Genomic DNA, 21,593 nt, shown 5'->3' with positions numbered 1-21,593 from the left:
CCCCGGCCCCGCTCACGCCAGCGGCAGGTAGACCCGTGACCCGCCGGCGACGAACTCCTCCGACTTGCCGCGCATGCCCTGCGCCGCGTAGTCCTTCAGCTCCTGGGTGATCTTCATGGAGCAGAACTTCGGCCCGCACATCGAGCAGAAGTGCGCGGTCTTGGCGGGTTCGGCGGGCAGCGTCGCGTCGTGGTACGCCCGCGCGGTCTCCGGGTCGAGCGCCAGGTTGAACTGGTCGGACCACCGGAACTCGAACCGGGCCTTGGAGAGCGCGTCGTCCCACGCCTGCGCGCCGGGGTGCCCCTTGGCCAGGTCGGCCGCGTGCGCGGCGATCTTGTACGCGATCACGCCCGCCTTCACGTCGTCGCGGTCGGGCAGCCCGAGGTGCTCCTTCGGAGTGACGTAGCAGAGCATCGCGGTGCCGAACATGCCGATCATCGCCGCGCCGATCGCGGAGGTGATGTGGTCGTACGCGGGCGCGACGTCGGTGGTCAGCGGCCCGAGCGTGTAGAACGGCGCCTCATGGCACCACTCCTGCTGGAGGTCCACGTTCTCCTTGATCTTGTGCATCGGCACGTGCCCGGGGCCCTCGATCATCACCTGCACGTCGTACTCCCAGGCGATCTTCGTCAGCTCACCGAGCGTACGCAGCTCGGCGAACTGCGCCTCGTCGTTGGCGTCCGCGATGGAACCGGGGCGCAGCCCGTCGCCGAGGGAGAACGTGACGTCGTACTTCGCGAGCAGCGAACACAGCTCCCGGAAGTTCGTGTAGAGGAAGTTCTCCTCGTGGTGCGCCAGGCACCAGGCCGCCATGATCGAGCCGCCCCGGGACACGATCCCGGTGACCCGGTCCACCGCCAGCGGCACGTACGGCAGCAGCACCCCGGCGTGCACCGTCATGTAGTCGACGCCCTGCTCCGCCTGCTCGATGACCGTCTCGCGGAACACCTCCCAGCTCAGCTTCACCGGGTCGCCGCCGACCTTCTCCAGCGCCTGGTAGATCGGCACCGTGCCGATCGGCACCGGCGCGTTCCGCACGATCGCCTCGCGGGTCTCGTGGATGCGCTTGCCGGTGGACAGGTCCATCACGGTGTCCGCGCCCCACCGGGTGGCCCAGGTCAGCTTCTCCACCTCCTCGGCCACCGACGAGGTGACAGCCGAGGTGCCGATGTTCGCGTTGACCTTCACCAGGAACGCCTTGCCGATGATGGCCGGCTCGCACTCGGGGTGGTTGACGTTCAGCGGCAGCACGGCCCGCCCGGCCGCGATCTCGTCCCGGACGAACTCCGGCGCCACCGACTCCCGGACCGCCACGAACTCCATCTCCGGTGTGACGATCCCGGCGCGGGCGTACGCGAGCTGCGTCGGTCGCTTCCCGTCCACACCCGCCAGCGGCGTGCCGGCCCCGCGTACCGGTGCGACGTCACCGCGCTCGGCGATCCACGGTCCGCGCAGCGCGGGCAGCCCCACGTCGGGGTCGGAGCCGGGACCGGAGGTGTCGTAGAGCCGTACCGGAGGGTTGTCCCCGGTCAGCGTCACCTCGGCGAACGGCACCCGGATGTCCGGGCGTGACCCTTCCACGTACACCTTGCGACGTGCCTGCATGACAGCCTCCCTGTCGCTCATGCGGACCAGCCGAAGTGGTCCAGCGGGCCGCGTCCCGCGCCCAGCTCCCAGGTCCGCGCGCCGGTCAGCGCGCGGGTGACGTACTCCTTGGCGGCGGCCACCGCGACCGGCACCGCGTCGCCCGCGGCGAGCCGGACCGCGACGGCCGCCGAGAACGAACAGCCGGTGCCGTGGTTGTGCCGGGTGTCCACCCGGGTCGCGCGCAGCAGCCGCGTGGTCCCACCGCCGGCCAGCACGTCCACCGACTCGCCGTCGGCGTCCACGTCGCCGCCGGTCACCACCACGAACGCCGGTCCGCGCGCCGCCAGCGCCTCGGCCGCCGCGACCATCTCCTCGACGGTGCCCACCGGGCCTCCGGTGAGGGCCGCGGCCTCCGCGCAGTTCGGTGTCGCCACTTCCGCGTACGGCAACAGCCGCTCGACCGCCTCCACCACGCCGAGCCGGTGCCCGCTCGTGGCGACCAGTACCGGGTCGACGACCAGGTGCGGCAGCCGCCCGGCCCGAGCCGCCTCGGCCACCGCGTCGGCGACCGCCGGGGTGCCGAGCATCCCGGTCTTCACCGCGCGCACGTCGAAGTCGCCGAGCACGCTGTCCATCTGGTCGCGCACCGTCTGCGGGGGCAACGGCAGGACGGCGTCGACACCCCTGGTGCTCTGCGCGGTGACTGCGGTGAGCACTGTGGTGCCGTACGCCCCGAGCGCGGCGAACGTCTTGAGGTCGGCCTGGATGCCCGCTCCCGCTCCGGAGTCGGAGCCGGCGATGCTGAGAACTGTTTTCGGCGTCACTGCTTTCCTCCACCGGTGGTTGCGGTTGAGGGCTGCGGCCGACCGTGCCCACTCCGGGCGGTCAGGCTTGATCCCTGCGTGGTCACGGTCGGCCGCAGCCCTTCTCGTGTGGGCCTTCGTCGGATCGCGCGGGGTGGGTGCCTGTCACACGGGTGGCCGCCTCCTGGAAGGCGCTGCCCAGCGTGGTGGCAGTTTCGGTGGGGTCGTTGGCGCGCATGACGGCTCCCAGGACTGCTACTCCTGTTGCGCCCGCCTCAACGCAGGCCGCTACCTGAGCTGCCGTTTCGATGCCGCCGAGGGCGAGCACCGGGACCGGGCTGGCTTTCACCAGCTCGCTCAATCCGTCAGGTCGCAACGCCGGGCCGTAGCCGGGCTTCGTCCTCGTCTCGTAGACCGGGGACACTGTCGCGTAGCGCTCGGTGGTGAGCCGGGCCAGTTCGGCGGTGTCGTGGCAGGAGCGGCCGACGAGTCCGACGGCGGGCGGCGGGTACGGGCCGGCGGCGGGCAGGTGCACCGCGTCCCCGTCGAGCGGATCGGGTCCGGCCACGATCAGCGTGCCGCCCGCCTCGGCGAGGATCGCGCGCAGGTCGGCGGCGAGCGCGAGGCGTTCGGCGCGCGGCAGATCCTTCTCCCGCAGCACCACCCACCGCACTCCCCCACCCACGGCCCCCGCCACGACGTCGACGAGCGCCCCCCGAGCGACCCGCCGATCGGTGAACACCACGACCCCACTCGGCCCGCCCTGGATCTTGGTACGCGGCCGCCCGTCCAGGGGCGCCTCCGTACCAAGATCCGCAACGCGTAGGGCGGTCACAGGTCGGGCCGTCCGTCGTCGGGGGTGGACGGCAAGGCGTGGAAGCGGCGGGTGATGCGGCCCGCGCCGTACGCCAGGCGGCCGGCCTCGACCGCGTACCGCATGGCCGTGGCCATCGCCACCGGGTCGGCGGCCCGGGTCACGGCGCTCGCCAGCAGCACCGCGTCGCAGCCCAACTCCATCGCCAGCGCCGCATCCGAGGCGGTGCCGATGCCCGCGTCCAGCACCACCGGCACGTCCACCGCCGCCCGGATCAGCCGGATGTGGTGCGGGTTGCCGATGCCCAGCCCGGAACCGATCGGCGACCCGGCCGGCATCACCGCCGCGCAGCCCACGTCGGCCAGCCGCCGGGCCAGCACCGGATCATCAGAGGTGTACGGCAGCACGGTGAACCCGTCGGCCACCAGTTCCTCGGCGGCGCGCAGCAGCTCCACCCCGTCGGGCAGGAGCGTGCGCTCGTCGCCGATCACCTCCAGCTTCACCCAGTCGGTGTCGAACGCCTCCCGGGCCAGGTGCGCCGTCTTCACCGCCTCCACGGCGGTACGGCAGCCGGCCGTGTTCGGCAGCAGCCGTACGTCGCACCGCTCCACCAGATCGAGCAGGCCGCCCGACCCGCCGGGCGTGGTGTCCACCCGGCGCAGCGCCACCGTCACCAGCTCGGTGCCGGAGGCCCGGATCGCCTGCTCCAGCACGTGCAGGTTCGCCGCGCCACCGGTGCCGAGGATGAGCCGCGAGCCGAACGTGACCCCACCGATCTCCAGTGTGGACATGCCGTTCACCCGCCCTGGGTGGCGCTGAGCACCTCGACCCGGTCGCCGTCGCGCAGGACGCTCGCCGACCAGCCGCCGCGCGGCACCACCTCGCCGTTCACCGCCACCGCGAGCCCGCGCTCCCGGTCCGTGACGGTGCGGACCACCTCGGCGACGGTGACACCCTCGGGCAGCGTCCGGCCGGTGCCGTTGACGATCAGTTCCACGTGTGCTCCTTCCCGAAGCGGTCCGGGGTGAAGGGGGCGAGCGCGGGATCCGGCTCGCCGGTGACGATCAGCTCGGTGACCAGGTCGGCGGTGACCGGGGTGAGAACGATGCCGTGCCGGTGGTGCCCGGTCGCCGCGAGCACGCCCGGCTGCCCGGGCAGCGGCCCGATGATCGGCGCGTTGTCGGGCGTACCGGGGCGCAGCCCGGCGACTGCTTCCACCAGCTCGTACTCGACGAGTTCCGGCACCAGCTCGGCGGCGGCGCGCAGCAGTGTCAGCACGCCACCGGCGGTGACAGCGGTGTCCGCGCGCTCCTCCACAGTCGCCCCGACCACTACCTCACCGCTGTCCCGGGGCACCAGGTAGACCGACTCGCTGTCCGCGTACCCCCGGATCACGTGCCGGAAGCCCGGCGGACCGCCACCCGGCGCGCGCAGCCGCAGCACCTGGCCCTTGACCGGGCGGACCGGCAGGCCGGTCAGCGCCGCCGCGCCGCAGCCCGCCGCGACCACAGTGAACCTCGCGTCCACCTCGGACAGCGCGCCGACGCGGGCCGGGCGCAGCTCCACTCCCACGCGTTCCGCAGCGGTGCGCAACGCGGTGACCAGCCGCCGCGGGTCGACCTGGTGGTCGCCGGGGGCGACAGCGCCGCCGCGCACGCGCGGCGACAGCGCCGGTTCGCGGTCGCGCAGCTCCGACGGGCGCAGCGACGTGATCGGCAGTCCCAGACCCCGTTGGTACGACCACAGCCGCCCCGCCTCGGCCAGGTCGTCGGCGGTGAGCCCGACGACGAGCGTGCCCTCGGTGCGGTAGCCGAGGTCGACGCCGCTCGCCCCGGTCAGCTCGGCCGCGAAGCCGGGCCAGCGTGCGGCGGACTCGACGAGCAGGGCGGTCAGCTCGTGCTCACCGAAGTACGCCTCGGCGACCGGCGACAGCATCCCGGCGGCCACCGACGAGGCGCCCGACCCGGGCCGGTCGTCGTGCACCACCACACGCAGTCCGCGCTGCGCACATCGCCACGCGATCGCCCACCCGATCGGCCCGCCCCCCACCACCGCCACATCGGTAAGGAAGGGCCCCCTATTAACGCCTCCGGTAGAGGAAGGGCCCCCTTTTAACACGTCAGGGCCCGCAGCAGCTCAGCCGTGGCGTGCGCGGGATCGGCGGCCAGGCTGAGCGCGCCGACCACCGCCACCCCGTACGCCCCGGCCGCCCGCAACGCCGGCACGCTCGCGGCGGTCACCCCGCCGATCGCGATCACCGGCACGGTCACCGCCTCGGCGACCGCCCGCACCCCGTCAGGGCCGATCGGATCCGGCAGGCCGGGCTTGGTGGTGGTGGCGTGGCACGGGCCCACGCCCAGGTAGCTCGCGCCCGCGTCCACCGCCGCGCGGGCGCCGGCCGGCTCGCGGGCGGTCGCGCCGAGCACGGCGTCCGGGCCGAGTACCCGGCGGGCGGCGGCGACCGGCAGGTCGTCCGCGCCGACGTGGCCCCCGGCGGCGTCCACCGCGAGCGCTACGTGCAGCCGGTCGTTGACCAGGCACTGTGCGCCGTACGGCCGGCACGCCTCGGTCACCCGGCACGCCAGCTCGTACGCCTCCCGGTCAGTGGCGTCGTCCTCCACGCGCACCTGCACGACGAGGTCGGCGCCCGCCACGGGCAGGGCGGCACGCAGCACGGCGAGCGGGTCACGCCCCGGCCGGGTGTCGGTGATGAGATGCAGTCGTCCCAGGGACAGCACGGCAACGCTCCTCCCTGCGCCGGCATTACCCGGATCAGGTTCGACGGTCGGGGGCTCCCAGCCCCCCTCTCAGCCCGGTCCGCACCGGGCTCCCGTGGGTCACTTGCGGCCTACCGTACGACGCCTCCCGCCCGTACGGAAGCCCGGGTGAGGTTTTTCCCAGGAACCGTTCACATGGCGTACCGGGACAGCGGGTGACCGTCCCATCACGACACGCTGCCCGAATGTCCGTTCCCGCCCGCGTTCCGCGCCGCCTGGCGGTCCTGCCGTTCCGGGGCAGCAGTGCCGTCTCCGATGGGCTGCTCACCTGGACGATGCTGCGCGGGCCGACGTGGATCCGCCTGCTGCCGGACGTGTACGTGCACCGGGACGGATACCGCGCCGGCGACCACGGGATGTGGTGCGAGGCGGTGTCGTTGCGCCTGCCGCCGGATGCCGTGCTTGCCGGGCGCAGCGCCGCCTGGTTGTTCGGCGTGGACGTACTCACCCGCGACGCGCCGGTGACCGTGGTGCTGCCGACTGCTGCTCGACTGCGCCCCCATCCGCGGTTGCGCGTGGTCCGGTCACCGCTGGCGGCGCGGGACCGCACCCTCGTCGGCGGGCTGCCGGTCACCACCCCGCTGCGCACCGCGTTCGACCTGGGCCGCCACGGCAGCCGCGTCGAGGCGCTCGTCGCCGTCGACGCGCTACTTCACCGCCGGCTGGTACGGCTACCGGGTCTGCGCGACTTCGCAGCGGCCCGAGCCGGGTGGCCAGGTCTGTCGCTGCTGCGGGAGGTGCTGGCGCTGGCCGAGCCGCTGAGCGAGTCCCCGATGGAGACACGGATGCGACTGCTCCTGCTCGACGCCGGCCTCGGCCCGCTCACCGCTCAGCACGAGGTACGCGCCGGCGGACGTTTCGTGGCCCGGGTGGACCTGGCCTGGCCGGCGCTCCGCCTCGCGGTCGAGTACGACGGCGACCACCACCGCGAACGGGCGCACTTCCGGCGGGACGTGGGGCGCCTGAACGCGCTCCGCGCGGCCGGGTGGGTCGTGCTCCGGTTCACCGCCGACGACGTGCTACGCCGCCCCGACGCCACAGTCGCCCTGGTCCGCCAGGCCCTGGCAGAACGTCGCGCCACCGCAGCAGACCACTGATCCGCGCCCGCACGCCACCAGCCTCGCCCCGGCCCGCCGGTTCGCCACCTGCCACCCGCCACCCGCCGTGCCGCCCGGTTCGCCACCCGCCACCCGCCGTGCCGCCCGGTTCGCCACCCGCCACCCGCCGTGCCGCCCGGTTCGCCACCCGCCACCCGCCGTGCCGCCCGGTTCGCCACCTGCCAGGGGTCGCCCGGTACACCACGGGCGTCAGAAGACCACCCGCAGACACCCATGGCGTTCCACTCGCGACTGGATCTGCCGACGAGTGGAACGTCATGGGTGTCTCAAGGCCCTCTTGACACCCATACCGTTCCACTCAGAGGCAGCGCTGACGATGGGTGGAACGCCATGGGTGCCTCCGCGCGCGGGCGGCCACGGTGGGCGCACGCCCGCCGCGTGGGGCAAGCCCCGTCGCTCGCACGCCGACGAGTGGACGCACCTGCGACGCGCGGGCGCACCGAACACGGGCGCACCGAACACGGGCGCACCGAACACGGGCAGACCGAACACGCGGACGGAGCCAACGCGCGGGCGGGCGCGCCGGTGCCCGTCAGCGACGGTCAGAGGATGGCGTCGAGGGCGTCCAGGTCCTCGTCGGACGGCTGCCACGTCCCGGCCTCGGCGTTCAACCTCACCTGCTCGGGAGTCGTGGCGCCGGCGATCACGGACGTGACGGCGGGACGGGCCGCCAGGCCACCGATGGCCACCTGCAGCATGGTGATGCCGCGCTCGGCCGCGTACGCCTCGATCGCCTCGATGACGTCCCAGCGCGCGGCGGCCAGCCGTTCGGCGTACCGGCCGCCACCGGCCAGGCGGCTGCCCGCCGGGGGCGCCTCGCCGCGCTTGTACTTGCCGGTGAGTAGCCCGTTGGCGAGCGGGAAGAACGGCAGCATGCCGAGGCCGAACCGCTCGCAGGCGGGGATCACCTCGTCCTCCACACCGCGCTCCACCAGCGAGTAGTGGTTCTGCGCGGAGATGAACCGGGTACGCCCCTGCGACGACGCGGTCCAGTCGGCGTCGGCGATCTGCCAGCCGGCGAAGTTGGAGTTGCCGAGGTAGCGCACCTTGCCGGCGGTCACCAGGTCGTCCAGCGCGGCGAGCGTCTCGTCGATCGGGGTGCCCGGGTCCGGCTCGTGCATCTGGTACAGGTCGATGTGGTCGGTACCGAGGCGGCGCAGCGACGCCTCGACCGCGCGGGCGATGTAGCGGCGGGCGCCCCGGGCACCGTGGTCCGGCCCGTTCGCGCCGTTCATGTCCATGCCGAACTTGGTGGCCACCACCACGTCGTCGCGGCGGCCCTTGAGCGCCTGGCCGAGCAGTTCCTCGGAGGCGCCCTGCGGCTCGCCGTAGATGTCGGCGGTGTCGAAGAAGTTGATCCCGGCGTCGAGCGCGGCGTCCACCACCGCCCGGGTGCCGTCGAGGTCGAGTTTGCGGCCGAAGTTGTTGCAGCCGATTCCGACCACTGACACCACGAGCCCGGAGTCGCCCAGCCGGCGATAGGTCATCTCACTCACGAGATCCACCCTATGCCCGCTGCCCGGGTGTCATCCGGAGAGCGGCAGCACCTCGGCGGCCAGCGTCCGGGCGGCGGCGATCGTCGCCGCCAGCTCGGACGGGGTACGCCCCGCCGCGCCCAGCAGCGCCTGCGTCCGCTCGGCGAAGTCCGGCGGCGCACCGGGCAGGCCCCCGGCGGAGGCGATCATGCCCTTCTCGTTGACGAGCCACCGTCCGGCGCGGCCGTGCAGCGCGTGGACCAGCACGCCGACCACCCGGAACAGGCAGCCCGCCACGTAGCCGGCGTCGCCCCCTGCCGCGCCCTTGGCCGCACCGTCGAGCAGCAGCCCGGTCTCCCAGCCACCGGCGACCAGCGCGGCGCCGAGCGCGGGCGGGTAGTCGACGGTCTCGGCCCGCAGCGCGGTCAGTTCGCCGGTCGGGTCGCCGAGCACCCGCCCGAGCGCCACCTCCCCGGCGTACGCGTGCGAGTAGAAGCCGAGCGGGTGCCCGGCCTGCGCCTCGACCGTGTAACGGCCGGCCCGGCAGTCCGCCCACACCCGGTGCACCCGGTCCAGGTCGCGGTAGATCCAGTCCACCGCGACGCCGCCGACACGCAGCCAGCCGCCCCCGTCGACCCACGGTCCCCAGCCGCCCGGTGCGGTGAGGTCCACCGGCCCGTCGGCGATCGAGGCGGCCACCGCGCGCAGCCCGGCCAGGTCCGGCGTACCCCGGTAGTAGAGGCCCAGGTCCCAGTCGGAGTCGGGCCGGTGGTCGCCGCGGGCGCGGCTGCCGCCGAGCGCCACCGCGACCACACCGTCCACCGCGCACAGCCGGTCGGCCAGGTCCTGGTCGATCATCAGCCCACGTCCCAGACCGGCTCCGGCGTCTCCACCACGTCGCCGTCGCCCCGGAACAGCACGAACCGGTCGAAGGTACGGGTGAACCACCTGTCGTGTGTCACAGCGACCACAGTCCCCTCGAACGCGGTCAGCCCGGCCTCCAGCGCCTCGGCCGAGGCCAGGTCGAGGTTGTCGGTGGGCTCGTCGAGCAGCAGCAGCGTCGCCCCGGACAGCTCCAGCAGCAGCACCAGGAAGCGGGCCTGCTGCCCGCCGGAGAGCGTGCCGAACCGCTGGTCGCCCTGACCGGCGAGCTCGTACCGGGACAGCGCCGCCATCGCCGCGTGCCGGTCCATGCCGGCCCGGTGGTCGTCGCCGCGCCACAGCACCTCGACGAGCGTCTTCGCCATCAGCTCCGGCCGGTCGTGGGTCTGCGAGAAGTGCCCGGGCCGGACCCGCGCGCCGAGCCGCACCACCCCGCCGTGCGCGACAGGTGCGAGCGCGCCGGCGCCGTCGACGGGGGTGTTGCCCGGTTCCGGGTCGGTGCCGCCGCGGGCCAGCAGGCGCAGGAAGTGCGACTTGCCGGTGCCGTTCGCGCCGAGCACCGCGACCCGGTCGCCGTACCAGAGTTCCAGGTCGAACGGGTACGTCAGGCCGTCCAGCTCCAGTTGCTCGGCGATCACCGCGCGCTTGCCGGTCCGCCCGCCCGTCAGCCGCATCCGGATGTCCTGGTCCTTCGGGGGTACGGGCGGCGGCCCGGCCTCCTCGAACTTGCGTAACCGGGTCTGCGCGGCCTGGTAGCGGGACGCCATCCCGTCGTTGTACGCGGCCTTCTGCTTGTACATCAGCATCAGCTCGCGCAGCTTCTGGTGTTCCTCGTCCCAGCGTTTGCGCAGCTCGTCGAGGCGGGCGTGCCGGGCCACCCGCGCGGAGTGCCAGCTCGCGAAGCCGCCCGGGTGCACCCAGGCGCTGCCGCCCTCCACCGCGACGACGCGGTCGGCGGTCTGCGCCAGCAGTTCCCGGTCGTGCGAGACGTACAGCACGGACTTGCCCGACTCGCGCAGGCGCGCCTCCAGCCAGCGTTTGCCGGGTACGTCGAGGAAGTTGTCCGGCTCGTCGAGCAGCAGCACCTCGTCCGGGCCGCGCAGCAGCAGTTCCAGCGCGAAGCGTTTCTGCTGGCCGCCGGAGAGCGTGCGGACCGGCCGTTCCCGCGCGCTGTCCCACGGCAGGTCGAGCACGATGGTGGCGACGGTGTCGAAGAGGACCTCGGCGTCGTACCCTCCGGTCTCACCCCAGGCGGCGAGCGCCTCGGCGTACGCGAGCTGGGTCTTGGCGGCGGCGGAGCTGTACTTGCCGCGCACCTCGGCCGCCCGCATGGCCGCCTCGGTCTCGGCGAGCCGCCGCCCGGCGTCGCGCAGCGCCGGTGGCGCCAGCGACAGGGCGAGGTCGGCGAGCGTGGACGCGTCGCCGATCATGCCGATGAACTGCCGCATCACGCCCAGCCCGCCGGAGCGGGCGACAGCGCCGGTCTTCACCGGCAGGTCACCGGCGACCATCCGCAGCAGCGTGGTCTTGCCGGCGCCGTTCGGGCCGACCAGCGCCACCTTGGCACCCTCACCGACCCGGAACGACACGTCGCTGAACAGCTCACGCCCGTCCGGGAGGATGTGCCCCACTCCTGCCACGTCCACGTATCCCACGCGGGCATCCTGCCCGAGCCGGGTCGGTGGACGACACCGGATTACCGGGTGACCCGCAGCACCCGGTAGCCCTTCTGGCTGGCGTGCCGCTCGACGGACCAGCCCTGCTCGACCAGCCAGCGGTGCAGCGAGTCGCCGCCGAGGTGCCGGGCGACGACCAGCCAGGCCACGCCGTCCGGGGCGAGCCGGGGCAGCCAGCGCAGCAGCAGGCCGTGCAGTTCCGGCTTGCCGATGTGGATCGGCGGGTTGGACCAGATCTGGGCGAAGGTGACGTCGTCCGGCAGTTCGTCGGGCGCGACGGCGCGTACCCGGTCGGCGGCGCCGACCCTCGCCGCGTTGTCGATGGTGAGGGCGCGGGCCCGCTCGTTGACGTCCACGGCCCAGACGGTGGCCTTCGGCGCGACAGTGGCGAGGACGCAGGTGATCGGGCCGAAGCCGCAGCCGATGTCGAGCAGCGCGCCGGTGACGTCGGCGGCCGGCAGGTCGGCCTTGCGCAGCAGCACGGCGGTGCCCGGGTCGAGCCGGTCGGCGGAGAAGACGCCACCGGCCGAGCCGAGTGTGTAGTCGCGCCCGGCGACGGTGAACTCGACCTCGCGCGGGCGGGCCGGGGTCGAGGGTTCAGCGGTGAAGTAGTGGTCGCCGGTCACGCAGGCATTCTCGCACCGGGCCGGGGCGGTTCCGGCGACGGTGTCACCGGCGGAGCCGGACGCCACTCCGCCAGAATTTCCCGATATTACCCCTGAAAGGGACAATCAGCCCTACTCTATGCCACATGGTGTACCGGTACGAGTCCGATGAGGACGCCTTCCTGGAGTACCCGACGCCCGGGTCGGCCCCGAACGGGCCCGCAGCCACGACGCCGCCGCCCGCGGGTCCGTCACGCTCCCGGTTCCCCACGCCGTCGCTGCCCCCGCCGCCGCGCCCGCAACCGGCGCTGCCGCCGGCCGGCACGGCCGAGCAGGCCATCCCCGACGGGCAGGCGGTGGCAGACGACGCCCGCGCACCCGTTCCGGCACCACCGGCCCCGGCGCCGACACCCGGACGGCCCGCGCCACCACGGGAGCCCTCCCCGGTGCCGCAGCCCGCGCCGCCCATGCCCGCGCCCGTACCGGCGGCGGTGAACCGGCCGACGGTGCCGATCCCGGCCAGCCCCACCGCCCGCGCCGCCGACGTCTCCGAGCTGCCCCGGACCCGGCGCGCCGAACGCCGCGGCGGCGGCCGGTTCTGGCAGACGCTCGTCGGCGGCGCCGCCGTCCTGCTGCTGCTCTCGCTCACCGGGCTCGCCGTCGCGGCCCTGCTCGACGAACGCACCGCCACGCCCCCGGCCGGCCAGCCGACCCCGCAGCCGACCGAGTCCAGCACCCCGTCCGGCGGCACCGACCTGGACTCCCGGGACACCGACCAGGCGTCACTCACCGCCAAGGAGGTCTTCCCGGCAAAGGATCTGGTGGTCACCGACGGGAAGCCCGCGTACCGGGTGCTGAAGACCCAGGCCAGCACGAAGTGCCAGGTAGCGGCCACCGGCGAGATCGCCGACCTGCTGGTCCGGCTCGGCTGCAACCAGGTCGTGCGGGGCACGCTCCGCTCCCCCGACGGCGACCACCTGATCACCGCCGGTCTGTTCAACCTCACCGACGTGGCCACCGCCCAGCGGGTACGCGACCGCATCCGGCCGCTGCTCGACGCGCGCCAGGGACGGTTCCGTGGCATGGCGGCCGGCGACGACACCGAGGCGGTGGAGAAGGCCGCGGCCCGGGTCGCCTGGCAGGTACGCGGACACTACGTCGCCTTCTGCCTGGTCACCCGCGCCGACGGGGAACGTATCCCGAGCGACGACGCGACCGCCCGCGAGATCATGTTCGACATGGTCGAGCTGCACCTCAACCGGGGTGTGCTGGACCGTCGCGCGGCGGCCGGAACGGCCGGGCAGCCCGATGCCGAATCGGCCGGGGACAGCGCCGGTCAGCGGGGCACGGACTGAGCCGGGTTCAGCCCTCGGCCACCGGCACCCGCAACCGGCGGGTCGCCTCGGCCCGGCGGGCGTACTCGGCCGGGTCGGCCGGGTAGCCCACAGCGACCAGGGCGAGGCCGTGCGCCGGCGCGACTGTCACCTCGCTGGAGCGCTCGCGCCGGGTCAGCAGACCGGCCGGCCACTGGACCGGCCGCCGCCCGTCGCCGGCCACCAGCATCGCCCCGACCAGGCTGCGCACCATGTTCTGGCAGAACGCGTCGGCCTGCACGGTGGCGACAAGGATCCCGTCCGGGTCGCGCCGCCAGTCCAGCCGGGTCACCTCGCGCAGCGTGGTGGCGTTCTCCTTGCGCCGGCAGTACGCGGCGAAGTCGTGCTCGCCCACCAGCCCGGCGGCGGCGGCGTTCAGGGCCGCCAGGTCCAACGGCTTGGGCCAGGCCAGGGTGTCCCGGCGGCGTAGCGGCTCGGCACCCCACGGGGCGTCGGTGACCCGGTACTCGTAGCGCCGGAACGTGGCCGAGAACCGGGCGTCGAAGTCGGCGGGCACCTCGGTCATCGCGCGTACCCGGGCATCAGGCGGCAGGAGCCGGGCCAGCCGGCGCAGCAGCCGGCCCTCGTGCTCCCGCCACACGGGAGTCGGCAGGTCGAGGTGGCAGACCTGCCCGGTGGCGTGCACCCCGGCGTCGGTACGCCCGGCCACCGTCAGGCCGGTCGCCGTGCCCGCGCCGAGCACCAGGTCCAGCGTCTGCATGAGTACGCCGGCCACGGTGCGCCGGGTCGGCTGGGGCGCCCAGCCGGAGAAGTCGGTGCCGTCGTACGAGACGTCCAGCCGCAGCCGGGTCCGCTCGTCCACCTCGTACCTCCTGTCGACGGCGACGGGCCCGGCACCCCCGAGGGGATGCCGGGCCCGGTCGAGCCTGATGTCAGGCCTTGTCGTTCTCGGTGGCCTCGTCGCTGTCCTCACGGGCGGCGGCGGTGTCACCCGACGCGGAGACCGGCGCCTCGGCGTCCTGGTCATCGGCGCTGGAGCGCGGGGTCTCCTCGGCCGGGGCCAGGGCCTCGACCTTGTCCTGCTGGGCGGCCTTGCGGGCGGCGGTCTTCTTGTTCGCCTTCGGCTCGGCGACCTGAAGCTCCTCCACCAGCTCGATGATCGCCATCGGAGCGGCGTCACCCTTGCGCGGACCGGTCTTCACGATCCGGGTGTAGCCACCGTTGCGGTTGGCGTACCGGGGCGCGATCTGGTCGAACAGGGCGTAGACCACGTCCTTGTCCTTGACGACGCCCAGCACCCGGCGGCGCGAGGCGAGGTCGCCGCGCTTGGCCTTGGTGATGAGCTGCTCGGCCAGCGGACGCAGCCGCCGGGCCTTCGTCTCGGTGGTCTGGATCTTGCCGTGCTGGAACAGCGCGGTGGCCAGGTTGGCCAGCATCAGCCGCTCGTGCGCGGGGCTGCCGCCGAGGCGGGGGCCCTTGGTGGGCGTGGGCATGCTTGGTGCTCCTCAGGTGTGGCGGCAGCGCGGACTAGAGCTGCTCGGTCTCGCGGTAGTCGTCGGTGTCGTAGTCCGCCTCGCCGAAGGCGTCCACGACGTGCGCCGGGTCGAAGTTCGGAGCCGAGTCCTTCAGCCCCAGGCCCATCCCGGCGAGCTTCATCTTGACCTCGTCGATCGACTTCTGACCGAAGTTGCGGATGTCGAGGAGGTCGGCCTCGGTACGCCCGATGAGCTCACCAACGGAGTTGATGCCCTCGCGCTTGAGGCAGTTGTAGGAGCGGACGGTGAGGTCCAGCTCCTCGATCGGCAGGGCCAGGTCCGCAGCCAGCTGGGCGTCCTGCGGGGACGGCCCGATGTCGATGCCCTCGGCGGTCTCGTCCAGCTCCCGGGCCAGCCCGAACAGCTCCACCAGCGTCGAACCGGCCGAGGCCAGCGCGGTACGCGGGCCCATCGACGGCTTGGTCTCGACGTCGATGATCAGCCGGTCGAAGTCGGTCCGCTGCTCGACACGGGTCGCCTCGACCCGGTACGTCACCTTGAGCACCGGCGAGTAGATCGAGTCGACCGGGATCCGGCCGATCTCGGCGCCCGCCTGCTTGTTCTGCGCCGCCGTGACGTAGCCGCGACCCCGCTCGACGGTCAGCTCCATGTCGAGCCGGCCCTTGCCGTTGAGGGTGGCGAGCTTCAGGTCCGGGTTGTGCACCGAGACACCGGCCGGGGGCTGGATGTCACCGGCGGTCACGTCGCCCGGGCCCTGCTTGCGCAGGTACATGCTGACCGGCTCGTCGTGCTCGGAGCTGACGCACAGCTCCTTGATGTTCATGACGAGCTCGACCACGTCCTCCTTGACACCGGGGATCGTGGTGAACTCGTGCAGCACACCGTCGATCTTGATCGAGGTGACCGCCGCACCCGGGATCGAGGACAGCAGCGTACGCCGCAGCGAGTTGCCCAGCGTGTAGCCGAAGCCGGGCTCCAGCGGCTCGATGGTGAACCGGGAGCGGGTCTCGTTGATCGACTCTTCGGAGAGAGACGGTCGCTGGCTGATGAGCATCTTTTCTCTTCTCTTCCGGGGCGCCCGCTATTTGACGCCCACGACACAACTGTTCCGGTGGCCCGCCCCGGAGGACGGGCCACCGCAACGAGCCCTTACTTGGAGTAGAGCTCGACGATCAGCTGCTCCTGGACCTGGGTGTCGATCACCTGGCGGGCCGGGAGCGAGTGCACGAGGATCTTCAGCTGGCTCGGGATCGCCTCCAGCCACGCCGGAACGGTCCGCGAGCCGGCCTCACCCTGCGCCACGAGGAACGGGGTGAGCTCCTTGCTCTTGGCACGCACCTCGACGATGTCGTGCTCCTTGACGCGGTACGACGGGATGTCGACCTTCTTGCCGTTCACCGTGAAGTGGCCGTGCTTGACCAGCTGACGGGCCATGTCCCGGGACTTGGCGTAGCCGGCCCGGTAGACCACGTTGTCCAGCCGCGACTCGAGGATCTGCAGCAGGACCTCACCGGTCTTAGCTTCCTTGCTCACGGCCTCTTCGTAGTAGCCGCGGAACTGCTTCTCCAGCACGCCGTAGACACGACGGGCCTTCTGCTTCTCACGGAGCTGGAGCAGGTACTCCGTCTCCTTCGTGCGGCCGCGGCCGTGCTGCCCGGGCGGGAACGGCCGGGACTCGAACGGGCACTTCGGACCATCGCACTTGCTGCCCTTGAGGAACAGCTTCATCTTCTCCCGCCGGCAACGGCGGCAGTCAGCACCGGTGTAACGAGCCATCTCTCTCTAACCTCTCAGACCCGGCGACGCTTCGGCGGACGGCACCCGTTGTGCGGCTGCGGCGTGACGTCGGAGATCTGCCCGACCTCGAGGCCCACTGCCTGCAGCGAACGGATGGCGGTCTCCCGGCCGGAGCCGGGGCCCTTGACGAACACGTCGACCTTGCGCATGCCGTGCTCCATCGCGCGGCGCGCGGCGGCCTCGGCGGCGAGCTGCGCGGCGAACGGAGTCGACTTGCGGGAGCCCTTGAAGCCCACCTGGCCGGAGGAGGCCCAGGAGATGACCGCACCGGTCGGGTCCGTGATGGACACGATGGTGTTGTTGAAGGTGCTCTTGATGTGCGCCTGCCCGTGGGCGACGTTCTTGCGTTCCTTGCGCCGGACCTTCTTGACGGCGGCTCCGGCACGAGCCTTCGGTGGCATAAGTCTGTGCGCTCCTAGTTACTTCTTGCCGGGCTTCTTCTTGCCGGCCACGGTCCGCTTCGGGCCCTTCCGGGTCCGCGCGTTGGTCTTGGTGCGCTGGCCACGCACGGGCAGACCGCGGCGGTGCCGGATACCGGCGTAGCAGCCGATCTCGACCTTGCGGCGGATGTCAGCGGCGACCTCGCGGCGCAGGTCGCCTTCAACCTTGTAGTTGCCCTCGATGTGGTTCCGGAGCTCGACGAGCTCCTCGTCCGTGAGGTCCCGAACGCGCTTGTCCGGCGAGATGCCGGTCGCGGCGAGCGTCTCCAGGGCGCGGGTGCGACCGACCCCGAAGATGTAGGTGAGCGCGATCTCCATCCGCTTCTCGCGGGGGAGATCCACGCCGACTAGACGTGCCATGTGCGGGCGTACTCCTCGTGATGTTGTGGCGGAGGTGTGGACCCGTCCCACCCCGCTACCGGCCGTCCCTGTCCTTCCGGCGTCAAGAACGCCGGCGACCGGGATCGGTCGCTGCCCGAGCGGGCCCCGGCCTCCGACCGGGGGTCAACCACGAGGGGGGTACGCGCTGCGCACCCGACCGCGGCTGGGACGAGCTGGTGATGTGTGGGGCGTCAGCCCTGGCGCTGCTTGTGGCGCGGGTCGGTGCAGATGACCATGACCCGGCCGTGCCGGCGGATCACCCGGCACTTGTTGCAGATCCTCTTGACGCTCGGCTTGACCTTCACGGTTGCCTTACTTCCCATCTGGCCCGGAGCCGCGGCGGTGCGCGATCCGGACGTCGAAGACGGACACGGGTCTCCCGGCCGCCGTCAGGCTTACTTGTAGCGGTAGACGATGCGCCCGCGGGTCAGGTCGTACGGCGAGAGTTCGACGACGACCCGGTCCTCCGGCAGGATGCGGATGTAGTGCTGGCGCATCTTGCCGCTGATGTGAGCGAGCACCTTGTGGCCGTTCGCGAGCTCCACCCGGAACATGGCGTTCGGCAGGGGCTCGATGACCCGACCCTCGATCTCGATTGCTCCGTCTTTTTTCGGCATGTCCTCCGCTGTCCTGACGTCGGTTACTCCGGACGGCCCACAACGTCTTACACGGGTGAACTGACCAAGATCAGGAAACCCGCGCCAGCCGCGGCTCCGACTCCCACCGAAGCGCAGGGTGGGCATGGCGGAGTGGACGCTGTGCGCCGATCAGAAAGTGTACGCCGACCCGCACGTGCTCGCCAAACCGACCGGTGCGACAGTCACCCGGACGGCTCGGATATGACGCAGGTCACGTCTCCGGCAGCTCGCGCTTCGCCTGGCGGCGGGCCTCCCGCTCGACCTGCTTGCGTCGCCGGCGCTCGGCGTCCTTCTCCGGCGCGCCGGACGCCAGCCCCTGGATCGTCTGGTAGAGCACCACAGCGCCCCACGGGCCGAGCACCCAGAGCGGCCAGTAGTCGTCGAACTCGAACTCGCCCTCACCCAACTGCGAGACGAACCAGATCGCGGTGAGGATCAGGGCCACCTTCAGCCAGGGGCCCCAGACCGCCAGCAGCCAGGCGCTGCGCGCCCCGCTCACGGCCGCGGGGCCCGGGACCGCCACCCCGCCCTCCCCGGCCGCGCGAGGCGCCGGCAGGGGGCGCCCGGCCGGTCCGGTGCCGGGCAGGTCGGTCAGCAGCTCGTCCAGCTCGCCGTAGGTCTTCGACCCGTACGCCCGGCGCAGCCGGTCGTCGTACTCGTGCAGGTCGAGCCGGCCCTCGTTCAACGCCGCCCGGAGTCGCTCCGCGGTGGCCTCACGGTCCGCGTCGGCCGCCCGCATGCGGTTGCGCTCCTCCATGGGAGCAAGCATGTCACCCGATCGCCAGCCCGGCACGGCGTGGCCGGTCATCCGGCACCGCCGAGGGCTTCGATCAGGCCGGGGAGTCCACCGACGTCTGCCGCTTGGTCACCAGGTCGCCCAGACGGGCCCGTCCGCCGTCCTCGGCGGTCAGCACCCACACGCCGTCGTCCAGCAGCGCCATCGAGTGCTCGACGTGCACCGCCATCGACCCGTCCCGGGTCACCACGGTCCAGCCGTCGGACAGCTCGACCGTACGCGGCGAGCCCATCGTGATCATCGGCTCGATGGCGAGCGCCAGGCCCGGCACCAGGCGCGGCCCCTTGCCGGGACGCCCGTGGTTGAGCACGTGCGGGTCCTGGTGCATCTCGGTGCCGATGCCGTGACCGCCGTAGCCGTCGACGATGCCGTACCGGCCGCCCTTGCGGACCGCCGTCTCGACCGCGTGCGAGATGTCGGTGAGCCGGCCCTTGCCGGAGGCCGCCCCGCGCGCCGCGGCGGCGATCCCGGCCCACATGGCGTCCTCGGCCACCGCCGTCATCCTCAGCAGCGCCGGGTCGACCTCGCCGACCGGCACCGTGACCGCCGCGTCGCCGTGCCAGCCGTCCAGCACCGCGCCGCAGTCGATGGAGATCAGGTCGCCCTCGCGCAGCACCTGCTCGGCCGACGGGATGGCGTGCACCACCTGCCGGTTGACCGACGAGCAGATCGACGCCGGGAAGCCGTGGTAGCCCTTGAACGACGGCACGGCGCCCGCCTCGCGGATGGTCGACTCGGCGATCGCGTCCAGGTCGGCCGTCGACACGCCCGGCGCCACCGCCTCCCGCATCCGGCGCAGGGCACGGGCGACGACCAGACCGGCGGCCCGCATCAGCTCGATCTGCTCGGGGGTCTTCAGCTGGATGTCCAGCTGGGGACGGCGCATGGTGGTGGTTACCTTTCGTCACGCGTACGCGGAGCAGCGGGGCACGTCGCACGTACCCCGCTGTTCGCACTCTATCCGCCGGATGGCGGGTGGGACCTCAGCCGCCGTACGAGCGCAGCGCGTCGATGGCGCGGACGGTGACGTCCTCCACCGGGCCGGTCGCGTCGATGCCGACCAGCTTGCCCTGGGCGCCGTAGTAGTCCACGAGCGGCGCGGTCTTCTCGGCGTACTCCCGCAGCCGGGCGGCGATGGTCTCCGGCTTGTCGTCGTCGCGCTGGAACAGCTCGGCGCCGCAGCGGTCGCAGACGCCCTCCCGGCTCGGCGAGTCGAACTCGACGTGCCAGATCTTGCCGCAGCCGCGGCAGGTGCGCCGGCCGGACAGCCGCCGGATCACCTCGTCGTCGTCGACGACGAGCTCCAGCACCAGGTCCAGCGCGGTGCCGAGGTCGGCGAGGAGCTTGTCCAGCGCGGCGGCCTGCGGAGTGGTCCGCGGGAAGCCGTCGAGGAGGAAACCCTCGCTCGCGTCCGGCTCGGCGAGCCGGTCCCGCACCATGTTGATGGTGACCTCGTCCGGGACCAGCTTGCCGGCGTCCATGTATCGCTTGGCCTCGACCCCCAGCGGCGTGCCCTGGGAGACGTTCGCCCGGAAGATGTCACCGGTCGAGATCTTCGGCACCGAGAGGTGCGCGGCGACGAACTCCGCCTGTGTGCCCTTGCCCGCGCCCGGCGGACCAACCAGAACGAGTCGCATCTACCGCAGGAACCCTTCGTAGTTCCGCTGCATGAGTTGGCTCTCGATCTGCTTCACGGTCTCCAGACCGACGCCGACCATGATGAGCACAGCGGTGCCGCCGAACGGAAAGTTCTGGAACTGCTGGTTGTCGAGCCAGATGAAGAAGAAGTTCGGCAGGATCGCGACGATGCCCAGGTAGAGCGCGCCCGGCAGGGTGATCCGGCTGAGGATGAAGTCGAGGTACTCGGCGGTCGGCTTGCCGGGGCGGATGCCCGGCACGAAGCCGCCGTACTTCTTCATGTTGTCCGCGACCTCGGTCGGGTTGAACGTGATCGACACGTAGAAGTACGTGAAGAAGATGATCAGCAGGAAGTAGATCGCGATGTGCTCCGGCGCGCTCGCCTTCACGATGTGGTTCTGGATCCACGCCTGGACCTTGCCCGGGTCGTTCTGATCGAAGAACTGGAGCGCGAGCTGCGGCAGGTAGAGCAGCGACGAGGCGAAGATGACCGGGATGACACCCGCCTGGTTCACCTTCAGCGGGATGTAGGTCGACGTCCCGCCGTACATCCGCCGGCCGATCATGCGCTTGGCGTACTGCACCGGGATGCGGCGCTGCGCCTGCTCGATGAAGGTGACAGCGGTGATGACCAGCAGCACCAGGGCGATGACGAGGAGGAACATCCCCCAGCCCTTTGTGGTCTTGATCTTCCAGCCCTCGCTGGGGAGCCGGGCCGCGATCGAGGTGAAGATCAGCACGGACATGCCGTTGCCGACGCCCCGGTCGGTGATCAGCTCACCGAGCCACATCACCACGCCGGTGCCGGCGGTCATCGTCATGACCAGGATCGTCAGGGTCAGCCAGTCCGGGATGCCGGTGCCCTGGGGCACGATCGGGAACTGGTCGCACTGGTTGTTGAACAGCTGCCCGGAGCGGGCCAGCGCCACGAACGCCGAGGACTGGAGGATGCCCAGGCCCAGCGTCAGGTAGCGGGTGTACTGCGTGATCTTGGCCTGTCCGGCCTGGCCCTCCTTGCGGAGCTGCTCCAGGCGCGGGATCACCACCGTCAGCAGCTGCAGGATGATCGACGCGGTGATGTAGGGCATGATGCCCAGCGCGAAGACCGAGAGCTGGAGCAGCGCGCCACCGGAGAAGAGATCCAGCAGGTTGAGCACACCGGTGCTGCCACCCTGGATCGTGTCGAGGCACTTCTGCACGTTGCCGTACGAGACGCCCGGGCTGGGCAGCGTGGCGCCCAGCCGGTAGACCGCGATGATGCCTACTGTGAACAGCAGCTTCTTGCGCAGGTCAGGCGTACGGAACGCACTGAGAAAGGCGGACAGCAACTTCTTCC

Annotated in this window: 25 protein-coding genes and 1 riboswitch; of the genes, 2 read left to right on the top strand and 23 right to left on the bottom strand. The window is 72.2% G+C overall.

Features of this window, described 5'->3' with window-relative positions; all coding sequences use genetic code 11:
• Positions 1–12: 12 nt before the first annotated feature.
• The 7 genes from thiC to thiE form a co-directional block, all read right to left on the bottom strand.
• Positions 13–1,605, bottom strand: coding sequence for a phosphomethylpyrimidine synthase ThiC (gene thiC, locus ACPCK6_RS18125; RefSeq protein WP_423481679.1), 1,593 nt, complete (start codon positions 1,603–1,605; stop codon positions 13–15).
• A 17-nt stretch (positions 1,606–1,622) separates the two neighbouring features.
• Positions 1,623–2,411 (bottom strand): bifunctional hydroxymethylpyrimidine kinase/phosphomethylpyrimidine kinase, encoded by a 789-nt coding sequence (gene thiD / locus ACPCK6_RS18120; RefSeq protein ID WP_396883386.1) that lies wholly within the window; start codon positions 2,409–2,411, stop codon positions 1,623–1,625.
• An 82-nt stretch (positions 2,412–2,493) separates the two neighbouring features.
• Complete coding sequence (locus ACPCK6_RS18115; protein ID WP_423481683.1) at positions 2,494–3,159, bottom strand: thiamine phosphate synthase; 666 nt, start codon at positions 3,157–3,159, stop codon at positions 2,494–2,496.
• A 62-nt stretch (positions 3,160–3,221) separates the two neighbouring features.
• The gene (locus tag ACPCK6_RS18110; protein ID WP_423481678.1) at positions 3,222–3,995 is read right to left on the bottom strand and encodes a thiazole synthase; all 774 of its coding nucleotides are present in this window, start codon (positions 3,993–3,995) and stop codon (positions 3,222–3,224) included.
• Between the two features lie 5 nt (positions 3,996–4,000).
• Positions 4,001–4,201 (bottom strand): sulfur carrier protein ThiS, encoded by a 201-nt coding sequence (gene thiS, locus ACPCK6_RS18105; RefSeq protein ID WP_013288601.1) that lies wholly within the window; start codon positions 4,199–4,201, stop codon positions 4,001–4,003.
• Entirely contained in the window at positions 4,192–5,322 is a 1,131-nt protein-coding gene (gene thiO / locus ACPCK6_RS18100; RefSeq protein WP_423481677.1) for a glycine oxidase ThiO, read from the bottom strand. The genes thiS and thiO overlap by 10 nt, the downstream gene beginning before the upstream one ends.
• On the bottom strand, positions 5,316–5,942 hold the full coding sequence (gene thiE / locus ACPCK6_RS18095; RefSeq protein ID WP_396883389.1) for a thiamine phosphate synthase: 627 nt from the start codon (positions 5,940–5,942) through the stop codon (positions 5,316–5,318). The genes thiO and thiE overlap by 7 nt, the downstream gene beginning before the upstream one ends.
• Positions 5,937–6,048: riboswitch (TPP riboswitch) on the bottom strand. Its footprint overlaps the gene before it by 6 nt.
• A 118-nt stretch (positions 6,049–6,166) precedes the next feature.
• Here thiE and ACPCK6_RS18090 point away from each other — a divergent pair.
• On the top strand, positions 6,167–7,078 hold the full coding sequence (locus ACPCK6_RS18090; protein WP_423481676.1) for a DUF559 domain-containing protein: 912 nt from the start codon (positions 6,167–6,169) through the stop codon (positions 7,076–7,078).
• A 563-nt stretch (positions 7,079–7,641) separates the two neighbouring features.
• On the opposite strand, the gene ACPCK6_RS18085 is transcribed toward ACPCK6_RS18090, so the two are convergent.
• Genes ACPCK6_RS18085 through ACPCK6_RS18070 form a run of 4 tightly spaced genes read right to left on the bottom strand, consistent with a single transcriptional unit; the run spans position 7,642 to position 11,758 of the window.
• Positions 7,642–8,604, bottom strand: a complete 963-nt coding sequence (locus tag ACPCK6_RS18085) for an aldo/keto reductase (protein ID WP_423481675.1) — start codon at positions 8,602–8,604, stop codon at positions 7,642–7,644.
• Between the two features lie 21 nt (positions 8,605–8,625).
• Positions 8,626–9,432 (bottom strand): nucleotidyltransferase family protein, encoded by an 807-nt coding sequence (locus tag ACPCK6_RS18080; RefSeq protein ID WP_396883392.1) that lies wholly within the window; start codon positions 9,430–9,432, stop codon positions 8,626–8,628.
• The gene (locus ACPCK6_RS18075; RefSeq protein ID WP_396883393.1) at positions 9,432–11,111 is read right to left on the bottom strand and encodes an ABC-F family ATP-binding cassette domain-containing protein; all 1,680 of its coding nucleotides are present in this window, start codon (positions 11,109–11,111) and stop codon (positions 9,432–9,434) included. The genes ACPCK6_RS18080 and ACPCK6_RS18075 overlap by 1 nt, the downstream gene beginning before the upstream one ends.
• Before the next feature lie 41 nt (positions 11,112–11,152).
• A complete protein-coding gene (locus ACPCK6_RS18070) occupies positions 11,153–11,758 on the bottom strand; it encodes a class I SAM-dependent methyltransferase (protein WP_396883394.1) in 606 nt (201 codons plus the stop codon).
• 125 nt (positions 11,759–11,883) lie between these two features.
• On the opposite strand from ACPCK6_RS18070, the gene ACPCK6_RS18065 reads away from it, so the two are divergent.
• Positions 11,884–13,092, top strand: a complete 1,209-nt coding sequence (locus tag ACPCK6_RS18065) for a hypothetical protein (RefSeq protein ID WP_423481674.1) — start codon at positions 11,884–11,886, stop codon at positions 13,090–13,092.
• A 7-nt stretch (positions 13,093–13,099) separates the two neighbouring features.
• Here the strand turns inward: ACPCK6_RS18065 and truA are convergent, their stop codons facing one another.
• The 12 genes from truA to secY all read right to left on the bottom strand — a co-directional run bounded on the left by truA (position 13,100) and on the right by secY (position 21,585).
• A complete protein-coding gene (gene truA, locus ACPCK6_RS18060) occupies positions 13,100–13,933 on the bottom strand; it encodes a tRNA pseudouridine(38-40) synthase TruA (RefSeq protein ID WP_269697664.1) in 834 nt (277 codons plus the stop codon).
• Positions 13,934–14,003: 70 nt separating this feature from the next.
• Positions 14,004–14,564 carry a 50S ribosomal protein L17 gene (gene rplQ, locus ACPCK6_RS18055; protein ID WP_354870412.1) on the bottom strand — a complete coding sequence of 187 codons (561 nt, stop codon included), beginning with the start codon at positions 14,562–14,564 and terminating at the stop codon, positions 14,004–14,006.
• A gap of 34 nt (positions 14,565–14,598) precedes the next feature.
• A complete protein-coding gene (locus ACPCK6_RS18050) occupies positions 14,599–15,621 on the bottom strand; it encodes a DNA-directed RNA polymerase subunit alpha (RefSeq protein WP_007073009.1) in 1,023 nt (340 codons plus the stop codon).
• Positions 15,622–15,716: 95 nt separating this feature from the next.
• A complete protein-coding gene (rpsD, locus tag ACPCK6_RS18045) occupies positions 15,717–16,343 on the bottom strand; it encodes a 30S ribosomal protein S4 (RefSeq protein ID WP_018784565.1) in 627 nt (208 codons plus the stop codon).
• 14 nt (positions 16,344–16,357) lie between these two features.
• A complete protein-coding gene (gene rpsK, locus ACPCK6_RS18040; RefSeq protein ID WP_013288613.1) occupies positions 16,358–16,765 on the bottom strand; it encodes a 30S ribosomal protein S11 in 408 nt (135 codons plus the stop codon).
• A gap of 18 nt (positions 16,766–16,783) precedes the next feature.
• Complete coding sequence (rpsM, locus tag ACPCK6_RS18035; protein ID WP_013288614.1) at positions 16,784–17,164, bottom strand: 30S ribosomal protein S13; 381 nt, start codon at positions 17,162–17,164, stop codon at positions 16,784–16,786.
• 212 nt (positions 17,165–17,376) lie between these two features.
• On the bottom strand, positions 17,377–17,490 hold the full coding sequence (rpmJ, locus tag ACPCK6_RS18030) for a 50S ribosomal protein L36 (RefSeq protein WP_012184307.1): 114 nt from the start codon (positions 17,488–17,490) through the stop codon (positions 17,377–17,379).
• A gap of 90 nt (positions 17,491–17,580) precedes the next feature.
• The gene (infA, locus tag ACPCK6_RS18025; protein ID WP_007073013.1) at positions 17,581–17,802 is read right to left on the bottom strand and encodes a translation initiation factor IF-1; all 222 of its coding nucleotides are present in this window, start codon (positions 17,800–17,802) and stop codon (positions 17,581–17,583) included.
• Between the two features lie 232 nt (positions 17,803–18,034).
• Entirely contained in the window at positions 18,035–18,580 is a 546-nt protein-coding gene (locus ACPCK6_RS18020; protein WP_423481673.1) for a DUF1707 domain-containing protein, read from the bottom strand.
• Between the two features lie 73 nt (positions 18,581–18,653).
• Positions 18,654–19,505, bottom strand: coding sequence for a type I methionyl aminopeptidase (map, locus tag ACPCK6_RS18015; protein ID WP_013288617.1), 852 nt, complete (start codon positions 19,503–19,505; stop codon positions 18,654–18,656).
• Between the two features lie 97 nt (positions 19,506–19,602).
• The gene (locus tag ACPCK6_RS18010; protein WP_013288618.1) at positions 19,603–20,256 is read right to left on the bottom strand and encodes an adenylate kinase; all 654 of its coding nucleotides are present in this window, start codon (positions 20,254–20,256) and stop codon (positions 19,603–19,605) included.
• Positions 20,257–21,585 carry a preprotein translocase subunit SecY gene (gene secY / locus ACPCK6_RS18005; RefSeq protein WP_194801423.1) on the bottom strand — a complete coding sequence of 443 codons (1,329 nt, stop codon included), beginning with the start codon at positions 21,583–21,585 and terminating at the stop codon, positions 20,257–20,259.
• Between the last annotated feature and the right edge of the window lie 8 nt (positions 21,586–21,593).

It is taken from the genome of Micromonospora sp. AB353 (assembly GCF_049538395.1).
GTDB lineage: Bacteria > Actinomycetota > Actinomycetes > Mycobacteriales > Micromonosporaceae > Micromonospora > Micromonospora aurantiaca.
The sequence above is the reverse complement of the archived record's forward strand: the minus strand, read 5'-3'. Positions and strand labels throughout refer to the sequence as shown.